Genomic DNA, 21,682 nt, shown 5'->3' with positions numbered 1-21,682 from the left:
TGAAAGAGCGTCTGTCCGCCCCCTTTCAACTCCGATTAGTGTGAGACGGCAACCACGGACAGGTAATCGAAACAGTTTCAAGCCTGGAATGGGGGAGAACTATGCCCGGACGGAATGAAAATCTTCGGTACAGGCCATGGTTTGTGTAGGAAGAACTACCTTTCCGAGGCCTTCTGAAAGAAGGAAAGGCGGAATTTTCCCAAAAAGGAGTGGGCGGAACAACTTCGGCCGACCTTTTATTATTTATGCGTCAGCACTGATCTATGTCTAATATTATTGATGCCAAAAATTTGGGCAAGCAATACCGGCTTCACCATGGCGGTCTTTTTGTCAATGCCTCGCTAAAGGAATCTTTTACGGCATTTGCCGACCGCCTGCGGCGCTCTGTGCATCCTGCCCCTTTGGAACAAAAAAAGATCGTTCCCCAAAAGGTTGAAAGTTTTTGGGCATTGAAGGATTTGTCATTTAAAGTGGCCCAGGGGGAACGGTTAGGTCTGATCGGCAGGAACGGGGCCGGCAAGTCCACGCTTCTAAAAATATTGAGCCGGATTACCTGGCCCACCACGGGACAGGTGAAAATCAATGGACGGGTATCAAGTCTGCTTGAGGTGGGTACGGGATTTCATCCGGAACTTACCGGGAGGGAAAATATCTATTTGAATGGGGCGATCCTGGGTATGAACCGGACGGAAATCCGGCGTAAATTTGATGAAATTGTCTGGTTTGCGGAAATTGAAAAATTCTTGGATACGCCTGCCAAACGTTATTCTAGCGGTATGTATCTTCGGCTGGCCTTTGCTGTGGCAGCACATCTTGAGCCGGACATTCTACTGGTGGATGAGGTTCTGGCGGTGGGTGACGCATCGTTCCGAGAAAAATGCCTTGGCAAGATGAGGGATGTGGGCCGTCAAGGCAGAACCATTATCATGGTAAGCCATTCCATGGCAGCCATAGAGAATTTATGCACTCGGGTGCTTGTTCTGGACAAGGGCCAAAAGATCATGGAAGGATCTCCTGCCCGGACAATTCAGGGTTATCTGAACGCCTTTGACGATAAAGATAAAATTTTGTCCATTGAACAATGGGATGACCGTCGGGGCACAGGCGAGATTCGGATTCACTCTTTCTGTGTTTTGGATCACGAACGTCAGCCGGTGAATACCCTCGTTTCGGGGAAATATTACATTTTTCGGTTCGGATACAAAGCTGGGATCGACAAGGCCAAATCCATTGATTTTTCCTTTACGGTCAGTGACAGGAACGGCCGGGTACTTTTTAGAAACCGCACCCTGGAAAGCGGGCTTGACCTTCCGGCTACCCTTTGCCCCAAAGGTTATCTGGATTGCAGAATACCCCGCCTGGGCCTGACCCGGGGACGGTATGCGTTTGGGTTCACAATGATTGTGGATGGTGTGGAATCTGATCATTTGCCTGGTGCACAAGGGCTCTATTTCGATGTGATGGACGGTGATTTTTTCGGGACATCCCAGATGTCTGATTTAGCCCCGGTAATTGTAGATCATAAATGGACTATTGATGTTTAAAGAGATTTTTTCACTTGGCCGGGGCATTCGGTTCAAGCTGGGTAAAGTCCATGCCTGAGTCCCCTGGAAAAATCAAGCTGGTCCATGGGGAGCCCCAGGCTCAAAAAATTTTGGCAAAGGCGCTATTCAATACTTGTTGACTTAACTGCCATATATGATAGTTGGATTCGAGCGGTTTTCCCATCCGGGCAAACCGCTCGTTTTGTTTAAAAAGGATATAAAACAGCCATGGGCTGATCTGGTTTATCAGCAGTGGTTGTGTGGATGAATTTTTATCTTAGTGGTGTGTCTGAGCATTGAACATTTAAATCAGATAAGGCATAAGATCAGATATAATTGATTGAGCGTGCATGGCGACGCTGGGAAATTAAAGGAATTAACAATGCAGTCAAGTGAAAATAACCCTGATTTTCATCGACCCAGGCTGGAGATTTTCAGCGACTATATCTGACCCTGGTGCTACTTCAGTACCGGGAGTATTGAAAAATTAAGGAAGACGTACGATATCGAAATAAAGTGGCGGGCCTATCCGCTGCAGCCGGATGTGCCTGAACAAGGATTGCCCATCGCCCGGCTGTTAGAGGAGAAAGGTCTGCTGGTGACCCCGGAACAGGTGAACGCCAATCTTAAAGCAACGGCACAAAGCTTTGATTTGCCCTTTGGGGACGGGAATATGATTTATAATTCCCGTCTGGCCCAGGAGATTGGTCTTTGGGCCCAGGCGTGCGGCCGGGCCCACCAGTTTCATGATGCGGCTTTCAAGGCTTATTTTGTGGATGACAGAAATCTGGCGGACAAAGCGGTGATTCTGGATTTAGTGGCGCAAGCCGGTCTGGATGTGGTGCAGGCAGAAAAAATTATTAATTCAAGATCCTATGCAGATGCTGTGGACCGAGACTGGGCAACGGCCCGCAAACTTGAACTTGTGGCTGCTCCCACTTTTTTGATGAAAGATCAAAGGCTTGTGGGTGCAAAACCTTACCAAATTCTTGAGAAAATGGTGGCAGAGATGGTCGGTCAGGTTCAGGAGGGCTGCCTGTGACAATTTTAAAAAGGGGCCGGCTTGATAAAATACTTTCAAGAACCCTTGAAAAATAACGGTCTTGAAAGTATGTGAGGCTTGACGTTAATGACATTAAACCGGGACTGGCATTCCCCGATAAATTCTAGTATATTATCCCACTTATTTAAATGGTCCTGGTGGGATTTAAGGTATAAAGGATAGAATATGATTGATGAAGAACGCCTGGGGCAGCGGTTTGCAGCCCTTGCCCGGATTGATTCGGAATCCGGCACCGAGGCCCTGATCGCTAAGGTTCTTGAAAAGGAACTGACAGGCCTTGGGGCAACCGTGGTGTTTGATGACGCCGGCGCCAAGGTCAACGGCGACTGCGGTAATCTTGTGGCCACATTTAAAGGCAATATGGATGTTGATTCGGTGATGCTCTCCGGGCATATGGACACAGTGGTGCCTGGCAAAGGGGTTAAGGTCATATTTGAGGACGGCGTGTTTAGAAGTGACGGCACCACCATCCTGGGGTCCGACGATAAGTCCGCTCTTGCCATTATCCTTGAGGTGATGGAGGTGATTAAAGAGAATAACCTGCCGTGCCCCCCAGTTGAGGTGGTCATGACCGTATGCGAGGAGCAGGGTCTTTTGGGCGCCAAGAACCTTGACTGCTCCCTGCTCAAATCAAAATTCGGATACATTCTGGACGCAGTGGACACCGAGGGTATTGTGAACCGGGCACCTGCGGCCAACAAGATCAGTGCAAAAATTTACGGCCGGGCCGCCCATGCCGGCGGTTCTCCTGAAAATGGGATCTCTGCCATTTATGCGGCTTCCTGTGCAATAGCCAAACTTGAACTGGGTCGCCTCGACGAGGAAACCACCTGCAACCTTGGGCTGATTTCCGGTGGGGCTGCCACCAATATCGTGCCCGAATATGTGGAAATTCACGGGGAAGCCCGGTCCCATGATCCTGCAAAATTAGATAAGGTCACGCACGCCATAGTCTCCACCTTTGAAAATACCATGGCCGAACTTCAGGCCGATGGGGAAGCACTTCCCCTGGTGGAAATGATTGTGGAAAATGACTTTCCCCATACCAGCATCCCCGAAGATCATGTGATGATCAAGCTTGCCCAGAAAGCCGCGGCGAACCTGGGCCGGGACATGGCCTGTAAAACAAGCGGCGGCGCGGCGGATGCCAATATCTTTTCCGGCAAAGGTATTGCTGCAGGTGTTATCGGCACAGGTATGACGGATGTGCATACCCTTAAGGAATCCATTGCACTTAAAGATATGGTCAATTGTGCCGAACTGACCCTTGAAATTCTTCAAACTCATGCAACAGGAAAGGCGGCAGTATGATTCTTTATCTCGATATGATGGCAGGTATTGCAGGGGATATGTTCTTAGGGGCTTTGGTGGACCTGGGTGTGCCTGTGGACTGGCTTAAAGGGAAACTGTCAGATGTTCTGGGCGGATTTGACTTGCGTACTGAAATTGTGTTCAAGAGCCATTTACGGGCGGTTAATCTTTATGTGGATGTAACCGACCATGTGACCCATCGCCATTATACCCACATTCGGGAGATGATCGAATCTGCGGATTTGCCGGATAGGGTCCGGGCTAATGCCCTGACAGCGTTTAAACACATCGCCCAGGCTGAAGCCCGTATACACGGAAAGGACATTGAAACCGTCCACTTCCATGAGATTGGCGGCATTGACAGCCTGGTTGATATTATCGGCAGTTTTTTGGCATTAGATTATTTAGGTGTGGATCAGGTTGTCGCAACGCCGATTCCCTTGGGATCAGGAACAATTAAATGCGCCCATGGCACTATTCCCGTGCCGGTCCCGGCCACGGTGGCCATACTCAAGGGCCTTGAAGTAACCGGATCCGACGCTAAAACCGAAATTGTCACCCCCACGGGCGCATCCATAGTGGCAACCCTGGCCCCGCAGTTTGGTGCCATGCCGGACATGCAGATTGAAAAAGTAGGTTATGGTGCCGGCAAACGCGACACCGGTGCATCTGTGCCTAATCTTCTGCGCCTGGTGCTGGGCACCCCTGCTGAAGTAAAAAATTCCGGGGAAAATATCCTGTCGGACCAGGTGCACGTTCTCTATACCAATGTGGATGACATGAGCCCGGAGGTGCTTGGCTTTGTTATGGATCTCCTCATGGACAAAGGCGCACTTGATGTCAGTTTTACACCGGCTTTTATGAAAAAAAACCGGCCCGCCACACGCATTGAGGTGATTTGCCACAAGGAGCAGCTCCAGGTGCTTTCCCACGTTCTACTGACCGAGACCACAAGCATCGGCGTTCGATACCATGTTTGCGATCGGATGATCTTAAAACGTGAACCTGTGGATGTAGAGACAACTTTTGGCCGTGTAACCGCCAAGAAGATCACCCGCCCAAACGGCCAGGTCCGGATCATGCCGGAATACGATGAGTGCAAACGCATTGCACTGGAACAAAAGTTGCCCTTCTATCAGGTATATGAACAGATTCTGGCTGAATCAACTGATGGGTGAAAAAGCGATACTTTTCATTGCCACGGGATTTGGTCTGGGACGGATACCTTTTGCCCCCGGGACATTTGGCACCATTGCGGGCCTGCCGTTGATCGGCATCATGGCGTGGCTGGCCACGGCGTGTACGCCTGGTGCTGCTGCCCTGTTTTTGGTGGGGGTGGTCCTTTGTGCGGTCTGGATTTCCCAGGAAGCTGAAATTCTGATTGGCGATAAAGATCCGGGGGCTGTGGTCATTGATGAAATGGCTGGTTTTTGTGTAACCATGACCTTGGTGCCTGTGACCATGTTGACCCTGGTCTTAGGCTTTATTGCCTTCAGATGTTTTGATATACTAAAGCCTTTTCCGATCCGTTGGTTTGAGAAGAATTTTTCCGGCGGGGCCGGTATTGTGCTCGATGATTTAATGGCAGGGGTGCTGGCTGCTTTCCTGCTTAAAGCAATCTACCTTTCAGGCTTGACTTAGGAGGAAAACACGATGGAAAAAAATAAGGAAAAGGAAAAAGCTGTCCAGACCGCCATGAATCAAATTGAACGCCAGTTCGGAAAAGGCTCAATTATGAAGCTGGGCGGCCGGGAAATTGAAGCCGTGCCCGTAATCCGGTCAGGTTCCCTTGCCCTGGACAAGGCCCTGGGCGTGGGCGGATACCCCAGGGGCCGGGTCATTGAAATTTATGGCCCTGAATCTTCCGGCAAAACAACCCTTGCGCTTCATGCCGTGGCCCAGGCCCAAAAAAACGGCGGTATTGCCGCGTTTATAGATGCCGAACACGCCTTGGACGTGGCCTATGCCAAACGGCTGGGTGTGGATTGTGACGAGCTTTTGGTTTCCCAGCCCGATACCGGTGAACAGGCCCTTGAAATTGCCGATATGCTGGTGCGAAGCGGCGGTGTTGATATTATGATTGTGGATTCGGTGGCCGCCCTTGTGCCCAGATCTGAAATCGAAGGCGAGATGGGTGATTCCCACATGGGGTTGCAGGCAAGACTGATGTCCCAGGCTCTTCGTAAATTGACCGCCACCATTGGTAAAACCAACACCACCCTGATTTTCATCAACCAGATCCGTATGAAGATCGGCGTGGTCTATGGTAACCCGGAAACCACCACCGGGGGCAATGCCTTGAAATTTTACGCTTCCATGCGCCTTGAGATCAGAAAGGCGGCTGCCATTAAAAACGGAGAAGATGTGATCGGGTCCCGGACCAAGGTCAAGGTGGTAAAAAATAAACTGGCCCCTCCGTTTAAAAATGTTGAATTCGACCTGATGTACGGGGAGGGCATTTCCAGGACCGGCGACCTTCTGGACATGGGGGTTGAGCTGGATATTGTGAACAAGAGCGGGTCCTGGTATTCCTTTGACAAAGAGCGCATCGGCCAGGGCAGAGAGAATGTAAAGGCCTTTTTAAATGATAATCCCGATATCTTTGATGCCATTGAACTTAAAGTGAGAACCGAACTTGGAATTGCCGGACCGGATGCAGCCAAAACCAAAACTGCAGCCGACACCGGCAAGGACAGTCAGCCGGAAGCGGGAGTCTAATCGGTACAGTTGAGCAGGAGCCAATAATACTATGACAGGTAATGAAGCCAGGAAAATTTTCCTCGAATATTTTAAAAAACATAACCATCGCTATGTGCGCTCGTCGTCCCTGGTGCCCCAGGATGACCCAACCCTGCTGTTTGTCAACGCCGGCATGGTGCAGTTTAAGCGTGTTTTTACAGGTGATGAAAAACGTGACTACGCTACCGCTGTCACCTCTCAGAAATGCGTGCGTGCCGGGGGTAAACACAACGATCTTGAAAATGTGGGGTACACGGCGCGCCACCATACTTTTTTTGAGATGCTGGGCAATTTTTCCTTTGGCGAATATTTCAAGGAAAAAGCCATTGCCTTTGCTTGGGACCTGCTCACCAACGGGTACGGGTTTGATGCCGATAAACTTCATGTATCCATTTATAAAGATGACGACGACGCCTTTGAGATCTGGAATAAACAGGTCGGCGTGCCTGCCGACCGTATCACCCGGTTAGGTGAAAAGGATAATTTCTGGGCCATGGGTGACACCGGTCCCTGCGGTCCCTGTTCCGAGATCCATATTGACCGTGGTAAAGCATTCGGGTGTGATGACCCCAACTGTGCTGTGGGCTGTGACTGCGACCGGTGGTTGGAGTTGTGGAACCTGGTATTCATGCAGTTTGAAAGAAGCGAAGACGGGACCATGACGCCGTTGCCAGAACCCAGTATTGACACGGGCATGGGCCTTGAGCGAATCATCTCCGTACTCCAGGACGTGCCAACTAACTTTGATACAGACCTTTTTGTTCCGATTATGGATCGAGTAGGGGAACTGGCCGGCAAAAAACGGGGGGAATCCAAGGAGGTGGAAGTGGCCATGAAGGTCATTGCCGATCACTCAAGAGCCTCTGCCTTTTTGATATGTGACGGGGTGCTGCCTTCCAACGAGGGACGCGGTTATGTGCTTCGCCGGATCATGCGGCGGGCCATCCGGTATGGCCGCAGCATAGGGCTGACCAAACCCTTTTTACACAAAACCGTTCAAACCGTGTTTTCCATTATGGATGAAGCCTATCCGGAACTTAAAGAGTCTGCCGCTTTTATCCTCAACGTGGTGAAAAACGAAGAGGAAAAATTCCTGGAAACCCTTGAAACCGGTATGAAGCTTTTGGAGGCAACGATTGAGGACCTTGGAAAAAATAATGAGAAAATTATTCCGGGCGAGGTGATTTTCAAGCTTTACGATACCTTTGGATTTCCAGTGGACATCATTCAGGACCATGTCAAGGAGATGAATATTGCCCTGGATCTGGAAGGGTTTGATGTGGCCATGGCTGAACAAAAAGCCCGGTCTAAGTCCAAGAAGAAGTTTGCCGGCGTGGGAGATGCGTATAAACCTTTGACGTCGGCAGGTATGAAAACCGTATTCAAAGGCTATGACGCCATTGAAATGCAAAGTGACCTGCTCATCGTGGTTAAGGATGATGCTGAAGTCGATACGGCCGGTGTTGGTGATGAAATTGAAGTGGTTACTCCGGAAACCGTGTTTTATGCGGAGTCCGGGGGCCAGGCCGGAGATAAAGGACTGTTTGAAAATGATGGTTGCGTTATTGAAATCACGGATACAGTCAAGGATCCTTCCGGCCTTTTTATCCACAAGGGTAAAGTCGTCAAGGGCGCCTGCAAAAAAGGCGATACATTTACCCTCAAGGTGGATGCCGCACTTCGCCGGGCCACGGCGGCAAACCACTCGGCCACCCATATTCTGCATGCAGCCCTTCGCAAGGTTTTAGGCGACCATGTTAAGCAGTCAGGGTCCCTGGTTACCCCGGACAGATTGCGATTTGATTTCACCCATTTCAGCGCCGCCACGCCCGAAGAGCTTGCTGCCATTGAAACCGAAGTCAATACCCGTATCATTGAGAACCATGCGGTTACCACAAAAGAAATGGACATGGATGAAGCTGTCCGTTCCGGTGCAACGGCCCTGTTTGAGGAAAAATACGGGGATGTGGTTCGGGTGGTTTCCCAGGGGGATTTCTCCCAGGAACTGTGCGGGGGCACCCATACCCGTGCCACAGGCGACATTGGGTTGTTCCGTATTCTGTCCGAGGGGGGTGTTGCCTCGGGTGTACGCCGTATTGAGGCGGTGACGGGACTTGCCGCCCTTGAGGCCGTCCATTCAGATCAGGCCATTATAGAAAAAGCGGCTAATATCCTGAAAAGTACCAAGGGCGATGTGGTGGACCGGCTTGAAACCTTTATGGCCGAGAAAAAGGCTGCGGAAAAGGAACTGGCTGCACTTAAGGCCAAGATCGCGTCCAAATCCGTTGAAAACATTGAAGATGATATCAAGGAGATTGACGGGGTTAAGGTGCTGTCCAAACGGGTGGAAATTGAAAATCCATCCCAGCTTCGGGATCTGGCAGACAAATTCAAGACTAAGCTGGGTTCGGGTGTGCTTTTATTGGGTGCCGAATCTAACGGCAAGGCATTGCTTATTTCCATGGTCACCGACGATCTGACCAAAACCTTTAAAGCCGGCAACATTGTTAAAATTGCTGCCGGTATCGTGGGCGGCGGAGGTGGCGGCCGGCCGGATATGGCACAGGCGGGCGGCACTAAGCCTGAACTCCTTGATAAAGCTCTGGAATCTGTTTTTGAGGCTGTATCCAAATAGAACCTGAACAGATTAAACAACGCCAGGGGCCAGCGTTTAAATCTCTGCGCCTCTGGCCATGATACCTTACAAAACACAGACATTCCAATAGGGGAGGGCGTTTCCATCCTGTGACAGCGTATTTTATCAGACGGCTTCTATTGGTAATCCCCACCTTTATCGGCATCACCATCATGGTGTTCACCATCACCCGCTTTGTGCCCGGCGGCCCCATTGAGCGCATCATAGCTGAAACCAGGGCCATGCAGATGGGGGAGCAGGGCGGTCGCTCCAGGGCCCAGGCAGGCCAGGGCCAGCCTTTGTCCGATGACCAGATCAAAAAACTTGAAGCCTATTACGGATTTGACAAGCCTGTGCTCCAAAGCTATGGAGTTTGGCTCCTCAAGGTACTTAAAGGGGATCTGGGCCGGTCCACCCGGTATCAGGACCCGGTGTGGGACATGATTAAAGAACGCATCCCCATCTCCCTTTATTTCGGGGTGTTGAGCATGGTCGTCATCTACGGCGTATGTATCCCCCTGGGCGTGGCTAAAGCTGTGCACCACAACAGTGGATTTGACAATATAACCTCCGGGGTTATTTTTGCAGGCTACGCCATCCCGGGCTGGGTGGCCGGTGTGATTATGCTGGTGATTTTTGCCTCCCGCCTGGATCTGTTCCCCCTGGGTGGACTTGCATCGGACTATTTCGCTGATATGACGATCTGGGAAAAAATAAGGGATGTGGCATGGCATACCGTGCTGCCGCTTCTCTCCTATGTGATCGGGTCCTTTACTGTGATGACGCTTTTAATGAAAAATACGCTTATGGATAATCTGTCTGCCGATTACGTGCGTACAGCCATTGCCAAGGGCTTAAGTTTCAAACAGGCTGTTTTCCGCCATGCCCTTCGCAACAGCCTGATCCCCATTGCCACCAGTTTCGGCAACAATGTTTCCATTCTTCTGATGGGGTCATTTCTCATTGAAAAGGTGTTTAATATCGACGGGATGGGGCTTCTCGGATATGAGTCTATCCTGGACCGGGATTATCCCGTGGTCATGGGGATTCTGGTGATTTCATCCCTGTTGTTCATGGTGGGGAATATCTTGTCTGATGTGTGTGTGGCGGTAGTTGATCCCAGGGTTCGATTTAAATAGTGTTTGGACGAAAAGCTACCCATCTGCGGCGTTGCAGAAAAATTTGTAATCCTCACAACCATAAGGTTGCTCCGGTTACAAATTTGTCTGCGCCTTGCATCTGGGCAACTTTTCATCCAAACACCGTTTTTCATTCAGGTACTAAAAGGAGTACAATATGGCATTATTGAACCCGGTGACACAGGAACAGCTCAGACGCTTTTGCAGTGTTAAAAGAGGTTTTTGGTCCCTTGTGATCATTCTGGTCTTGATGTTTATCTCCTTTTTTGCCGAAGTGTTTATTAATTCCAGGGCCCTTGTTGTCTGTTACCGGGGGGAGTTTTATTTTCCAACCTACACAGACATGATACCGGGAAAAACTTTTGATCTGGGTTACTCCTATGAGACCAATTACCGGGAATTGAAACAGAAATTGGAGCGGAAAAAGGGGGGAGGCTTTGTCATTATGCCGCCGGTGCCCTATAATCCCTATGAAAATGACCTGCGCTTAAATGAATATCCGCCGTTTCCGCCTTCGTTTTTCCTTCGGCATTTTCTGGGTACGGACAACGTGGGCCGCGATGTATTGGCCCGGCTTGTGTACGGGTTTCGCACGGCTATTCTTTTTTCCCTGGGACTGCTATTTCTTAATTATACGCTGGGCATCTCCCTGGGCTGTGCCATGGGGTATTTCGGAGGAAAATTTGACCTGTTTTTTCAACGGGTCATTGAGGTCTGGAGCAATATTCCGTTTTTGTATGTCATTATTATTGTTTCTTCCATTGTGGTGCCAAGCTTCATGATCCTGATTTTGATCATGGCTTTTTTCGGGTGGATTTCCATTACTTGGGTCATGCGCACCATGACCTACCGGGAAAAGGAACGGGAATATATCCTTGCGGTCCGGTCTCTGGGCGCTTCGCACATGCGGATCATTTTCAGGCACATTATTCCCAACACCATTTCCGTGATCGTCACCTATGCACCCTTTGCCATTTCCGGCGGCATTGTGGCCTTAACCTCTCTGGACTACCTTGGGTTCGGCCTGCCTGCTCCCACCCCCTCCTGGGGGGAGCTTTTATCCCAGGGCTGGCAGAACATGGAAGCATGGTGGATTTCTGCTGCCGTGGTTTCAGCCCTTGTGGTGACGCTGATAACCGTCACCTTTATTGGCGAAGGCATCAGGGACGCCTTTGATCCACGACGCCATACCGTGTATGAATAGCTGCGTATCGAACCGAATGTTGTGTATCCGGATATACCGGCTCTGTACGGCTTCGGATTGAGTTGGCAGGCCATAGCCCGGTGCCTGAAGGCACCGGGCATTTTGTTTTTTAACAAATGATTTTTTTTTACCGATCAGGATGAAAAATCATACCCTCTTTCGCCGTGAAGTGATTGGTCAAGCCCTCTGTACTCACTTTCTTCATCCAGTCTGAAACCCACTGTTTTTTCCACAATAGTGCACAGGATAATGGTTGCAACGCCGGCGAGCAGGATTGTTGCTCCCAGTCCTTTGAGCTGTACCAACAACTGATCGAAAACTGTCCAGGTTCGACCGGCTGCTTCGCTGGCTGATGCCATCCAGGAATCGCGGATGAAAAAGCTGAGTAGAACAACCCCCAGCGCGCTGCCGACACCGTGGATTCCAAAACAGTCCAGTGTATCATCATATCCCAGCTTCATTTTGAGCTGAAGCGCATAAAAGCAGACAACGGTGGATGCCGCACCCAGGAACAAAGCGCCCAGGGGCTGAACCACTGCAGCAGCCGGGGTGATCACCACCAGACCGGCCAGGGTGCCGGACGCAAAGCCAAGCGCAGATGCCTTCCGGTACATAATTCCTTCCATACACAGCCATACCAGCGCACCACTTGCAGCCGAAACCTGGGTCATGGTCAGGGCTCTGGCTGAATCCAGTCCGCTTTGAAGGGTGGAACCGGCGTTAAAACCAAACCAGCCGACCCACAGCAGCCCCGCACCGATAAGGGTCATGGTCAGATTGTTGGGAGGCGTGGCAATTTTGGGATGCCCCAGCCGGGGGCCCAGGTAGATGGCCGCCACCAGAGCACTGATACCGGCTGACACATGAATGACCAGCCCTCCGGCCAGGTCAATCACCCCGGCGGCACCTGCATTGAACAACCAGCCGTCCGGTGCCCACACCCAGTGACACAGTGGCGCGTAAACCACCAGGAACCAGAGGGAAATAAACAAGATGTATCCCCTTAAATAGACCCGCTCTGCCAGAGCTCCACTGATCAGAGCCGGTGTGATGATGGCAAATTTACCTTGGAACATGGCAATGATATATTCCGGAATCCCATTGGTTACTGCTTCATCAATTCCCTTGAGAAAAAAGAAATCACTGTTCCACCCGACAACTCCGCCCATAATGCTCTTTCCAAAAGTCAATGAATACCCGCAGACCACCCAGAGTACACCGATAACCGCCATGGCTACAAAGGTATGCATCATGGTTCCCAGAACATTTTTTGCCCGTACCAGGCCGCCGTAAAACATGGCCAGGCCCGGCAGCATGAGTAGAACCAGGGCCGTTGAGATCAGCATCCAGCTCGTGTTACCGCTGTCAATTACTGTACCGTCTCCAGCCAATGCAGCCAGCGGAGAGCCAAGAATTACAAAACCGAAAGAAATATGCTGCTTGTTTACCATAATCATGCTCCATTATTGTAATTTATTCAAAAATTTTAACTATAAACGCAATATACATACCAAATTTTGTTTGTAGTGTTTAAATTTTTCTAACCTATTATAATAAAAGTATTAAATTTTTGTAGATGGATGCAGCCGATCTATATATGATCCGTAAATAAACGTTTTATTTCATATTTGTATATAAAAAATATTCATAATTATTACGTAATTGAAATAAATGAGGTGGGCGATTTGAACTCTATTATATATCTGAATTGCCGGCCGGGCCCGGTACAAGTTGCTATGGCTATATCAAGCAATCAGCTTTCTATTTCCGCGTTATACGGCTGTTTCCACGCCACTCCTGTCTTGTCTGTGATGTCAAACATAAAAAGGCAACTATGATTTCGAACCCACTAATATTTTCGAAAATATTTTAATACAAAATTGTTAATAACGAAGTGATCTGCTACACAAAATGAACAACGCTCGTGAATAATATTGTAAAAATTATACCCAAAGTACGCGCAAAAATTCCGCGTGAATCGGATTGTGTTTCATTGAGAAGGTGTTTTGGAGTTGAGGAAGGATTCGGGAAAAAATAAATGCGCCTTTTATTCGCTTTTTTTGCCAGTATTCGTCGTTGCGACCTAAATACGGATAAAAATCGGTGGCATTTATTTTTTCCGGGTACTTTAATCTTCTGAGGAGGGAACCTCAAATACGTCAGGATCAGATTTGTTTTCTATTTTAAGAACGGACGGATCCGGTCCGGGGGGGCCGCTTAACTTCAATTGATATTCACGGATATGGGTTTCTGCTTCTAACGTTTTTTTGGCCAGAAGATATCGTAAATAAAGAAACCAGGCAAAAATCAGAAGAACTGCCATGACGGCAATGGCAATAAACCATCCATACTGCTCAATGATTTGAAGACCGGTTTGACCGATAAGGGAAACCAGATTCGGCAGTACCCAGAAGGCAAGCACAACCAGAAAAACGCCGGCACCAAGTATAAAAATATTCATGCGGCTGATCTGGGCTAAAAAAAGATCCACTTTTCCTTTAGGTACAGCATCTGTATCCTCATCTACGGTTGCCTGGGGCACTTTTTTCTTTTTGCCCAGAAGCGTTGAGAAGGCAGATATAATAAAAGCAAGTAAAAGGGTAAACCCTAAAGGAAGACCAACGGCCGTGGCAAACCATGCCCTGAACGGAAAAGGTACTGTCCGGGTGACCAATTTTTTTTGATAATTTTCAAAGGGTCCGAAGGTTGCTTCAAAATAATATTTTTTAAACTTGGTTAAATGTTCTCCATCCGTTTCGTAAATAACTGTTCCTGAATCATTCAGCACCTGCAGCGTATTCTTTTTTCCGGATTTTGCAGAAAAAACGAAAAAAATTTGAAGCTCAACCAGTATCAGCAGCATGGTAATGATAATCAGTAGGGGCTTGTTCTGGAAAATTGAATTTTTAATGTTCATAACACGCCTTGTTTTGATTGCAATGCTTATCTGTCAAAAAAGTTTCCTTCAATTTATAGAAGGCCTTAATTCCGGCATTAAGATTTTATAGAAATTAACCCGTCTCAGCAACCCTGTCAATTTATTAATCCCGCGGTTAACCAGGAAGTCGTTGTTATTTAGGAACCCATGACATCCTTGGCCGGAGCATGTTTCTGTTTTTTTGGGGGAAGGGGGGATGTTCGGGACGGTCTGTGTTTTCAACACACTTGCTGCCGGAGTTATCATTGGAAGTATCAAGCCCGTATTCATGATGAAAGATACTGCAGGATGGCTGGTACTTTTTTTATCAGGTGCCTGACCGAAAACCGTAGATTTTCGGTCAGGCACAACGATCTTCTAAATATTTTCGACGTGTTAGAATCGATACTGGATACCGATCCCTCCCTGATACAGGGTTTTGTCGTAGGTAACTTCGGGACGGCCTGTGGTAGGGTCGGCAGGGGCAGTGTCGTCCACATAAAAATACCCGGAAAAGCCCAGTATCAGGGTCATTTTTTCCGTCATTCTGTATTTTGCTCCGACGGCAACGGCATGGCAGTCAAGGGGTGGATTCATCTGCTCAATGATGCCGAAGTTTTCAGGCCTCATGTCCACATCAATGTAAAGATAACCCGCTGTCAGGGACCAGTCCTCATTCACATCGTATTGAAGGGCCAGGGCCAGTTCATAGGAGTTGCCGTCCACGGCATCATTCTGGGTGTCCCAATCCGCATCCTTTTCAAAGTAGAGCGAAAATGAAGGTTTGAGCGTGAGCATGGGAAGAAGTTTCCACTCAAGGCCCAGCGCCAGTAGGGCCGGAAGATCCCTGGCATAACTTTTACCATCTACTCGGCCATACCGCTCGAGAAGGGCTATGCCGAGGGCGTTTGATCCGTTCGTGTCAGTTTCCCAGTCCAAATTGACCTCTGATTCATACCGGATACCGATGTTGAGCTTGTCCGAAGGGTGGATGTCAATACCTATCACCCCGCCGAAGCCGTCTGCTTCCTGGTCGTATTTAGCCAGGATATAGGCGCCGCTGTAGGTGCCGTGGAGATCCACTTCCTTCTCGGTTGTTACGTACCTGACGCCTGCGGCGACGGAGACCATGGGATGAAGAACATACGAGACACCTGCAGTGAAGGTATAATCGTAGCTTTCAGCATAGGCATAGGGCTGGGAAAGAGTTCTTCCCTTTGGGAGAACAGGTGCGAACGCACCTCCGGCCAACTGGTTCTCGACGGTTTGGGTGATAATGTTGCCGTTTTCGTATTCGGTCTTTCCACCACCGCCGTTAATGGTAAAAGCCCCCCAGAAGGCCCATTTGTCCCATTTGTGGACCCCGAAGGCCATGGGGGCGACCAGGTAAGGACTGGAAGTTTGGGTTTCCCCATTATATTCATGGTCATAGTCGAAGGTAAAGGGCAAGATATCGAGTTCCAGGTAGGTCCCGTTTTTGAGCAGCATCAGGCCGGCAGGGTTGTACGCTGCGGCATCTGCGCCGTCTGTTGCGGCATTGCGGCTGAGTGTACCGGCATATGCCGATGAAAAGTTCTGCTTATTGTCAATACCCCCGGCAAACGCAGGCGCAGCCATCCCCAAAATTATTACAATCAAAAGAATTTTTCTTATCATTATTTTTTTGCCCCCCCACTCCCGTAGTCACTTGATTTGATTTAAACCGTTTTTAAACAGGCGCTTGCCCAGTCCTATCCCCCTGTCCCCGGAAACAAATTTTCAAATTTTTAGACATCCATACGTTTTGTTTGAATGGTTGTCAACCGGAAAAATCCGGAATTGCCCTGGGTTAGCACCTATCGTTGGATTGTGGGGTTGGGCCGGATTTCTTTGCGAAAAAATGCGAAAGAAGTTAAAAAAGAAACTTGTTGTGGACCTTTCAAGGGAGCTTTTAAAAAGATGAGCCGGGTCGATAATCCAGGCGAGATTAAGATAGGTAACGTATCTGTCCAGTCCATAGTCCAAACCATTTTACATTGAATCTTGTTTACAGGTTCCAGCCATACTGATATGCAATTTAAATAGAGATTACAACGTCAGCCTTTAAAGGAACATAGGGTAAATGATTCTGTTTGCCAGTCTTTTGGTCATTGCTGCAATCGTTTTTTTATCCGGCCCTCGGGTCCGTATTGATCAAACCATACACCCCAAAAAACTTCCTTTGGATATAGAAGACTATTTAATTCTTCAGGAACAGCGATTTTCCGACATCATACCCGGCACGCGGAAAACCGTTATCTGGGCAGGTTCCCCCAATGAACAGACTGAATTCAGTGTGGTCTATATCCACGGGTTTTCAGCCACACGCAAAGAGACAGCCCCTTTAAGCGACCTTGTGGCACAAACCCTGGGTGCTAATCTGTTTTATACACGCCTCACCGGCCATGGCCGGACCGGCCGGGCCATGGCCGATGCCGGTGTCAATGACTGGCTCAATGATGTGGTTGAAGCCTATGAGATTGGTCAGCGTCTGGGAAGAAAGGTGATTATGATCGGTTGTTCCACCGGCGGCACCGGCCTTGCTTGGCTGGCCCACCGGGCCGCAATCGTGGGCGGTATGGACGCGCTCTATGCCTGCATTTTTTTATCTCCCAATTTCAGACCTCGAAATAGCTTTTCATCTATGCTCGCCTGGCCCTGGGGGCGTCAGATTACCGAAATCGTCATTGGAAAAGAAAGGGGGGTGGTACCGGAAAATCAAGGCCATGAACAGTATTGGATTACCCGGTATCCTGTGAAGGCCCTTTTGCCCATGATGGGTTTGGTTAAACTTGTCAGAGATCTGGATTTGTCAAAAATTCATGTGCCCAGCCTTGTGATTTATTCTCCCCAGGATCAGATTATTCATATTCCGTCCCTGGAACATGCCTTTAATCAGATGGGCTGCCTTAGAAAGCAGATTGTTCCCTTTACCGGTTCCGAAGATCCGGGACAGCATATCCTGGCCGGCGATATTTTTTCCCCTGGAACAAGTAGAGAATTGGCCGATATGATTATTTCTTTCGTGCTGGAATAAAATTGATGTCCAGGGTTGTTCTAAAATTTACCCATGATAATTTCAGGATTATCTTTACCGGATTTGCCTTGTTTTATCTGGTGGCCACCATACTGGTGCGCCAAATAAAAAAGTTTAAAATCTGTGTAAAGCCGTTTTCCGGGGCGGCCGTCTGCCGTCAAAAAAATCGCAGGCTTTATAGTATTGAAGATCCTTGAGCCAGCAGGCACCGTATTTCGGATTTTTGGCCAGTCTGGCCGCCAGGCGCCATGGTGCGGCACAGGCTTCCATGAAAGGCCCGCCAAGTTCGGTGGGGTCCCTGAAACATTCCCAGTCGCAGGCCAGGCAGTATCCTTTGGGATCAATCGTATTGACGTTTAAGTCCGGAAACGGGCCTAAATTGTCAGCGCCCCTGTATCCGCATGGATAGGTATTGCCGTCGGTGCAGTTCAGGTAAAAGAAATCAATGCCCCCCCGGCAGCCGTAGGGTGTATCTGTGTTTTTTTCTGAATAGACATTGTAAAGGGTGTGCAGGCCGGTAAGGGGTGAAAAAATCCTGATCTGGGATCTGTATTTCGGGATGGTGTCTGAAAGCGCCTTGAATAAAAGTGCTTTTTCCGTACCGGTAAAACAGACCACCCGGTCTGCAGATGCTGCGGCATAGACCGCATCCAGGTCCCCTTTATCGGCACTGTCTTCCATGCTCATGGGGTAGCAGGCATTGGCGATAGTGAATCCCATGTTGACCACCTTGCGGTAGAAGTCGGCAAATCCCTTGGCAAAGGCCTGATAAAAGGGGGATGCTTCCGGGGTCGAAAGATCTTTTGGGGTTGGTGATGCCAGGGCCCGGGTGGTCCGGGACACATTGCGGTTCAGCCCTAAATTCACGGAAGGGAAAATGCCTGTCTCATGGAAAATGGGTAATGCTTTTTCCATACCCCGGACAACACCCTCAAATCCGCGCATCTGTTCATGGATGTGGGGGACGGAGGAATCCAGGCTGATCCAGAAGTTGCGCAATGGGGTATCGGCAAGTTCATTCGCAATGGCCTTTACCTTGTCTTTAAAGCCGGGTTCGTCATGGTCCGCAAAAAAGAATCCGTTGGTGCCGGTGCGAATATAAGGAATCCCTGCTTTGCCGGCGTGCCGGATGAGTTCAGGCAGATCTTTGCGCAGCAGCATGGGCTCGCCGCCGGTGAAAGAGATGGCCTGGAATCCCTTTTCCCCTGCCGCATCAATGGTCTTTTTGAGCTGATCATGGGAGAGCCGGGTTCTTTCAAATTTATTGGTTTTACGCATGCCGCACTGGGGGCAGGTGGCGTTGCACCGGTCCGTGATCTGGATCACAAGCTGGCCGGGCATCCGGCCTTTGAGCATCAGTGCGGCGGTTTTCAGTCCTGATTGTAGAGGGGCCATAATCATACTGCCTTGGAAAATTCTTCAAAGGACGCCGGCATGTCCATCTCTTTGTAGAACTCCCAGGACTGTATAAATGCGTTTTCAAAGGAACGGTCTTCCATGTACGCCCTGGCCCGCTCGGCCATTTGAGTGCGCAGCTCGGGGTTGATCAAAAATTTCTGCATTGCCGATAAAAGTGCCGCATCATCGTCACTATTAACAATAATACCGGTCTTTTGATCCAGCATGTTTTCGCAGGGGCCGCCCAGGTCCGACACAATCACGGGCAGGCCCGAAGCCTGGGCTTCAAGCACCACATTGCCGAATGTGTCCGTGGTGGAGGGGAATACAAAAAGATCTGCCGAGGCATACACCCGGCATAGGGGTTCTCCGGCAAGATAACCGGTAAAGGTCACGGGATAATCTTTAAGCAGCCCTTTCATTTCATCGGCATAGGGACCGTCCCCCACAACAGTCAGATGCACTTTGTCATTGGTCGTACAGAGCGTTTTGAACGCATCTACCAGAAGCGGCAGGTTTTTTTCCTTGGATACCCGGCCCACGTAAAGAAATTTTAACGCATCTTTATTGACCCCGAAATTAGACGTCAGAATGTTGCACTGTTTTGAGGGGTGAAAGGTTTCCGTGTTGATGCCCCGGGGCATGATGCGGATTTTTTCGGCTTTGATGCCCCGTTCGGTAAGCTCGTCAAAGGAGTTTTGACTGGAAACATAGATTTGATCCATCTGATCGTAATACCAGATCATGAATTTCCAGGTCAGATCTTCGATAAAATCATCCCCGGTCAGATACTGGGCATATTGGGGAAACTGGGTATGGTAGGTGGCGGTCAAGGGCAGCTTTAAGATCTTGGCAATGGCCAGGGCTGCCAAGCCAATGGGGCCGGGAGTGGCGGAGTGGATATGGGTGAAGCCCTGGTGGTAACAATAGTCCAGCATCTCAAGAAAGGGCGGGTAATATAATTTTTGTTCCGTATATTCCGGGATTTCATAGACGCCTGTGGGGGTGAAGTTTTTCACCCCTTCGCCTGTTTTTTGGGCCTGGGCATCACAGGTAATGATGGTCAAGTGTTTGTCATGTTTCAGCGCTGCCTGCACCTGCTGCTGAAGGGTCTGGGCAACACCGTTGACATCGTAGAAGGTGTCGGTGAAATGCCCGAGCTTTACCCTGGATTTAGAGGGCTGAATTCCGTTTTTGTATTTGGCAAACCGATTCAGGACAGCCGTGTTCATTTCATTGTCCTTGGCAAAGTGAACAAAGGCCACAAAGTAGGGGGCTAAAAGAGAGTAGAGCCCTCCCAGGGAACCGATTGTCTGGAATATGTTGAACAGGTTTGCACCGGATGCCTGTCCAAGCAGATGGTCGCCTGTGTGGAATAAAACTTTGTTTGAAAGCTGGTTGACAAAGTCAAACCATAATTTTTCCCTGTGCTGTTCCTGTTTTTCCAGGGATGCGCCAAGCTGTATTTTGTTTGACTGGGCCCTGGCAATATTTAACAGGTCGGGATTTTCCGCAAACAGACGTTCAGTCTCCTTTCTGATCAGATCTGTCAAGGAAACGGATTTGGTATCCTCCCGGCGGTTTTTACGTTTGCTTAAGAAGGTGTAAAACCTTGATATAAGACCATTATCCACATTGGATACCGGCATTAGGGACTGGTCAAGGAATTTGAGCAGCTGGTCTTTGCCGGTGTGGCGTCCAAAATTGAACCGGTTTGAGTAAAACTGGTAGGCAATGCCGTAAAGGTTGTGGGCCATGGTTTGGGGCGTGGAGGGATCGGACATGACCCGGGATTTGCCGTTGAGTATGCCGGCCATGAAATTATCGAGATCCGTTGCATTATCAACAGCCGTGAACGTTCTGGCGATATTTAGGCCGGAGTGGTCATCGGAACCGCCGGTGAGATTCTTTTCCCAGGGGGTGTCGAACAGAGGTTGGTAATCATATAGGTTGGAGAGTCGTTCAATGTCCAGAGGGGTGAGCTTTTTGAGCACCTGGGCAAGAATCTGGTTCTGTTTGTCGTTTCTGGCGCCGTTGAGTTCAAAGTTTTTAAAAAGCAAAAGCATTTGTTCAAAGTGCTTGATGGTCAATCGGTAATTGACGCCGTAGAGGGGATGGGCAATGATATTGATGATGTTTTCATCGTTAAGATAAGCCGCCAGATCAAATATATTTTTCCGGATTTTCTGGATCTCATCATGCTGGGCTTCGGTGATGTTCTGGACCAGTACATGCACCTTGCACCCGTCTTCGGGAAAATAGGAGGTGATCTCCTCGGAGATATAGGTGTCCGGCAGATGGGCGATTTCAAGGGCGCCATCAATGGTGTTATGGTCGGATATGGTGACAAGGGACATACCCTTTGCCTTGGCAGTATTATATACCAGCATGGGGTCCGTAAAACTTTCAGGGCAGCTGATTTTCTGCAGGACCCACTGGGACGGCCGCTTGGAAAACTTGGAGTGCACATGAAGATCTATTTTCATCATTTCCTATCCTTATTAATTGGGATGAACATCTTTTTGATCAGGCAATTTACCCAAATTGTGTTACATCCCTGTGAAGACAGGATTAGAAAAATGTGAAAAATGACGCGGGTATTTTATCGGTACACTAAGGATCGCTACCATGTTACACCAAGGCCCAATAGAGAAGTATTGGGCCTTGGTGTGCTTTT

The 21,682-nt window shown here is 49.1% G+C and carries 15 protein-coding genes; 10 read left to right on the top strand and 5 right to left on the bottom strand.

Annotated features, from left to right (window positions below):
* Positions 1-263 precede the first annotated feature (263 nt).
* From B147_RS0110875 to B147_RS0110835, 9 genes are all read left to right on the top strand, one after another.
* A complete protein-coding gene (locus tag B147_RS0110875) occupies positions 264-1,544 on the top strand; it encodes an ABC transporter ATP-binding protein (protein WP_020587230.1) in 1,281 nt (426 codons plus the stop codon).
* 382 nt (positions 1,545-1,926) lie between these two features.
* The gene (locus tag B147_RS0110870) at positions 1,927-2,586 is read left to right on the top strand and encodes a DsbA family oxidoreductase (RefSeq protein WP_245568993.1); all 660 of its coding nucleotides are present in this window, start codon (positions 1,927-1,929) and stop codon (positions 2,584-2,586) included.
* 186 nt (positions 2,587-2,772) lie between these two features.
* On the top strand, positions 2,773-3,918 hold the full coding sequence (locus tag B147_RS0110865) for a M20/M25/M40 family metallo-hydrolase (RefSeq protein WP_020587228.1): 1,146 nt from the start codon (positions 2,773-2,775) through the stop codon (positions 3,916-3,918).
* Positions 3,915-5,096: a nickel pincer cofactor biosynthesis protein LarC gene (gene larC / locus B147_RS0110860; RefSeq protein ID WP_020587227.1), complete on the top strand. Its 1,182-nt coding sequence runs from the start codon at positions 3,915-3,917 to the stop codon at positions 5,094-5,096. The genes B147_RS0110865 and larC overlap by 4 nt, the downstream gene beginning before the upstream one ends.
* Positions 5,062-5,559, top strand: a complete 498-nt coding sequence (locus B147_RS0110855; RefSeq protein WP_245568992.1) for a phosphatidylglycerophosphatase A family protein — start codon at positions 5,062-5,064, stop codon at positions 5,557-5,559. Before larC ends, B147_RS0110855 begins: the two co-directional genes overlap by 35 nt.
* A 12-nt stretch (positions 5,560-5,571) precedes the next feature.
* Positions 5,572-6,636, top strand: coding sequence for a recombinase RecA (gene recA / locus B147_RS0110850; RefSeq protein ID WP_020587225.1), 1,065 nt, complete (start codon positions 5,572-5,574; stop codon positions 6,634-6,636).
* A 31-nt stretch (positions 6,637-6,667) separates the two neighbouring features.
* Positions 6,668-9,292: an alanine--tRNA ligase gene (gene alaS / locus B147_RS0110845; RefSeq protein ID WP_020587224.1), complete on the top strand. Its 2,625-nt coding sequence runs from the start codon at positions 6,668-6,670 to the stop codon at positions 9,290-9,292.
* Positions 9,293-9,402: 110 nt separating this feature from the next.
* Positions 9,403-10,431 carry an ABC transporter permease subunit gene (locus B147_RS0110840; protein WP_020587223.1) on the top strand — a complete coding sequence of 343 codons (1,029 nt, stop codon included), beginning with the start codon at positions 9,403-9,405 and terminating at the stop codon, positions 10,429-10,431.
* Between the two features lie 157 nt (positions 10,432-10,588).
* Positions 10,589-11,635, top strand: coding sequence for an ABC transporter permease (locus B147_RS0110835; RefSeq protein ID WP_020587222.1), 1,047 nt, complete (start codon positions 10,589-10,591; stop codon positions 11,633-11,635).
* 134 nt (positions 11,636-11,769) lie between these two features.
* Here B147_RS0110835 and B147_RS0110830 read toward each other — a convergent pair whose 3' ends face one another.
* From B147_RS0110830 to B147_RS0110810, 3 genes are all read right to left on the bottom strand, one after another.
* The gene (locus B147_RS0110830; RefSeq protein WP_020587221.1) at positions 11,770-13,086 is read right to left on the bottom strand and encodes an ammonium transporter; all 1,317 of its coding nucleotides are present in this window, start codon (positions 13,084-13,086) and stop codon (positions 11,770-11,772) included.
* Between the two features lie 677 nt (positions 13,087-13,763).
* Positions 13,764-14,552: a hypothetical protein gene (locus B147_RS0110825; protein WP_020587220.1), complete on the bottom strand. Its 789-nt coding sequence runs from the start codon at positions 14,550-14,552 to the stop codon at positions 13,764-13,766.
* 396 nt (positions 14,553-14,948) lie between these two features.
* Entirely contained in the window at positions 14,949-16,208 is a 1,260-nt protein-coding gene (locus B147_RS0110810; protein ID WP_020587217.1) for an OmpP1/FadL family transporter, read from the bottom strand.
* Positions 16,209-16,653: 445 nt separating this feature from the next.
* On the opposite strand from B147_RS0110810, the gene B147_RS0110805 reads away from it, so the two are divergent.
* Positions 16,654-17,607 (top strand): alpha/beta hydrolase, encoded by a 954-nt coding sequence (locus B147_RS0110805; protein ID WP_020587216.1) that lies wholly within the window; start codon positions 16,654-16,656, stop codon positions 17,605-17,607.
* A 114-nt stretch (positions 17,608-17,721) separates the two neighbouring features.
* Here the strand turns inward: B147_RS0110805 and B147_RS0110800 are convergent, their stop codons facing one another.
* Both B147_RS0110800 and B147_RS0110795 read right to left on the bottom strand, forming a co-directional pair.
* Positions 17,722-19,002, bottom strand: a complete 1,281-nt coding sequence (locus B147_RS0110800; protein ID WP_157237851.1) for a radical SAM protein — start codon at positions 19,000-19,002, stop codon at positions 17,722-17,724.
* 2 nt (positions 19,003-19,004) lie between these two features.
* A complete protein-coding gene (locus B147_RS0110795; RefSeq protein ID WP_020587214.1) occupies positions 19,005-21,494 on the bottom strand; it encodes a glycosyltransferase in 2,490 nt (829 codons plus the stop codon).
* Between the last annotated feature and the right edge of the window lie 188 nt (positions 21,495-21,682).

This window comes from Desulfobacter curvatus DSM 3379, from assembly GCF_000373985.1.
In the GTDB taxonomy this organism is placed as follows: Bacteria; Desulfobacterota; Desulfobacteria; order Desulfobacterales; family Desulfobacteraceae; genus Desulfobacter; species Desulfobacter curvatus.
This window is presented reverse-complemented; position numbering and strand designations above follow the sequence as displayed.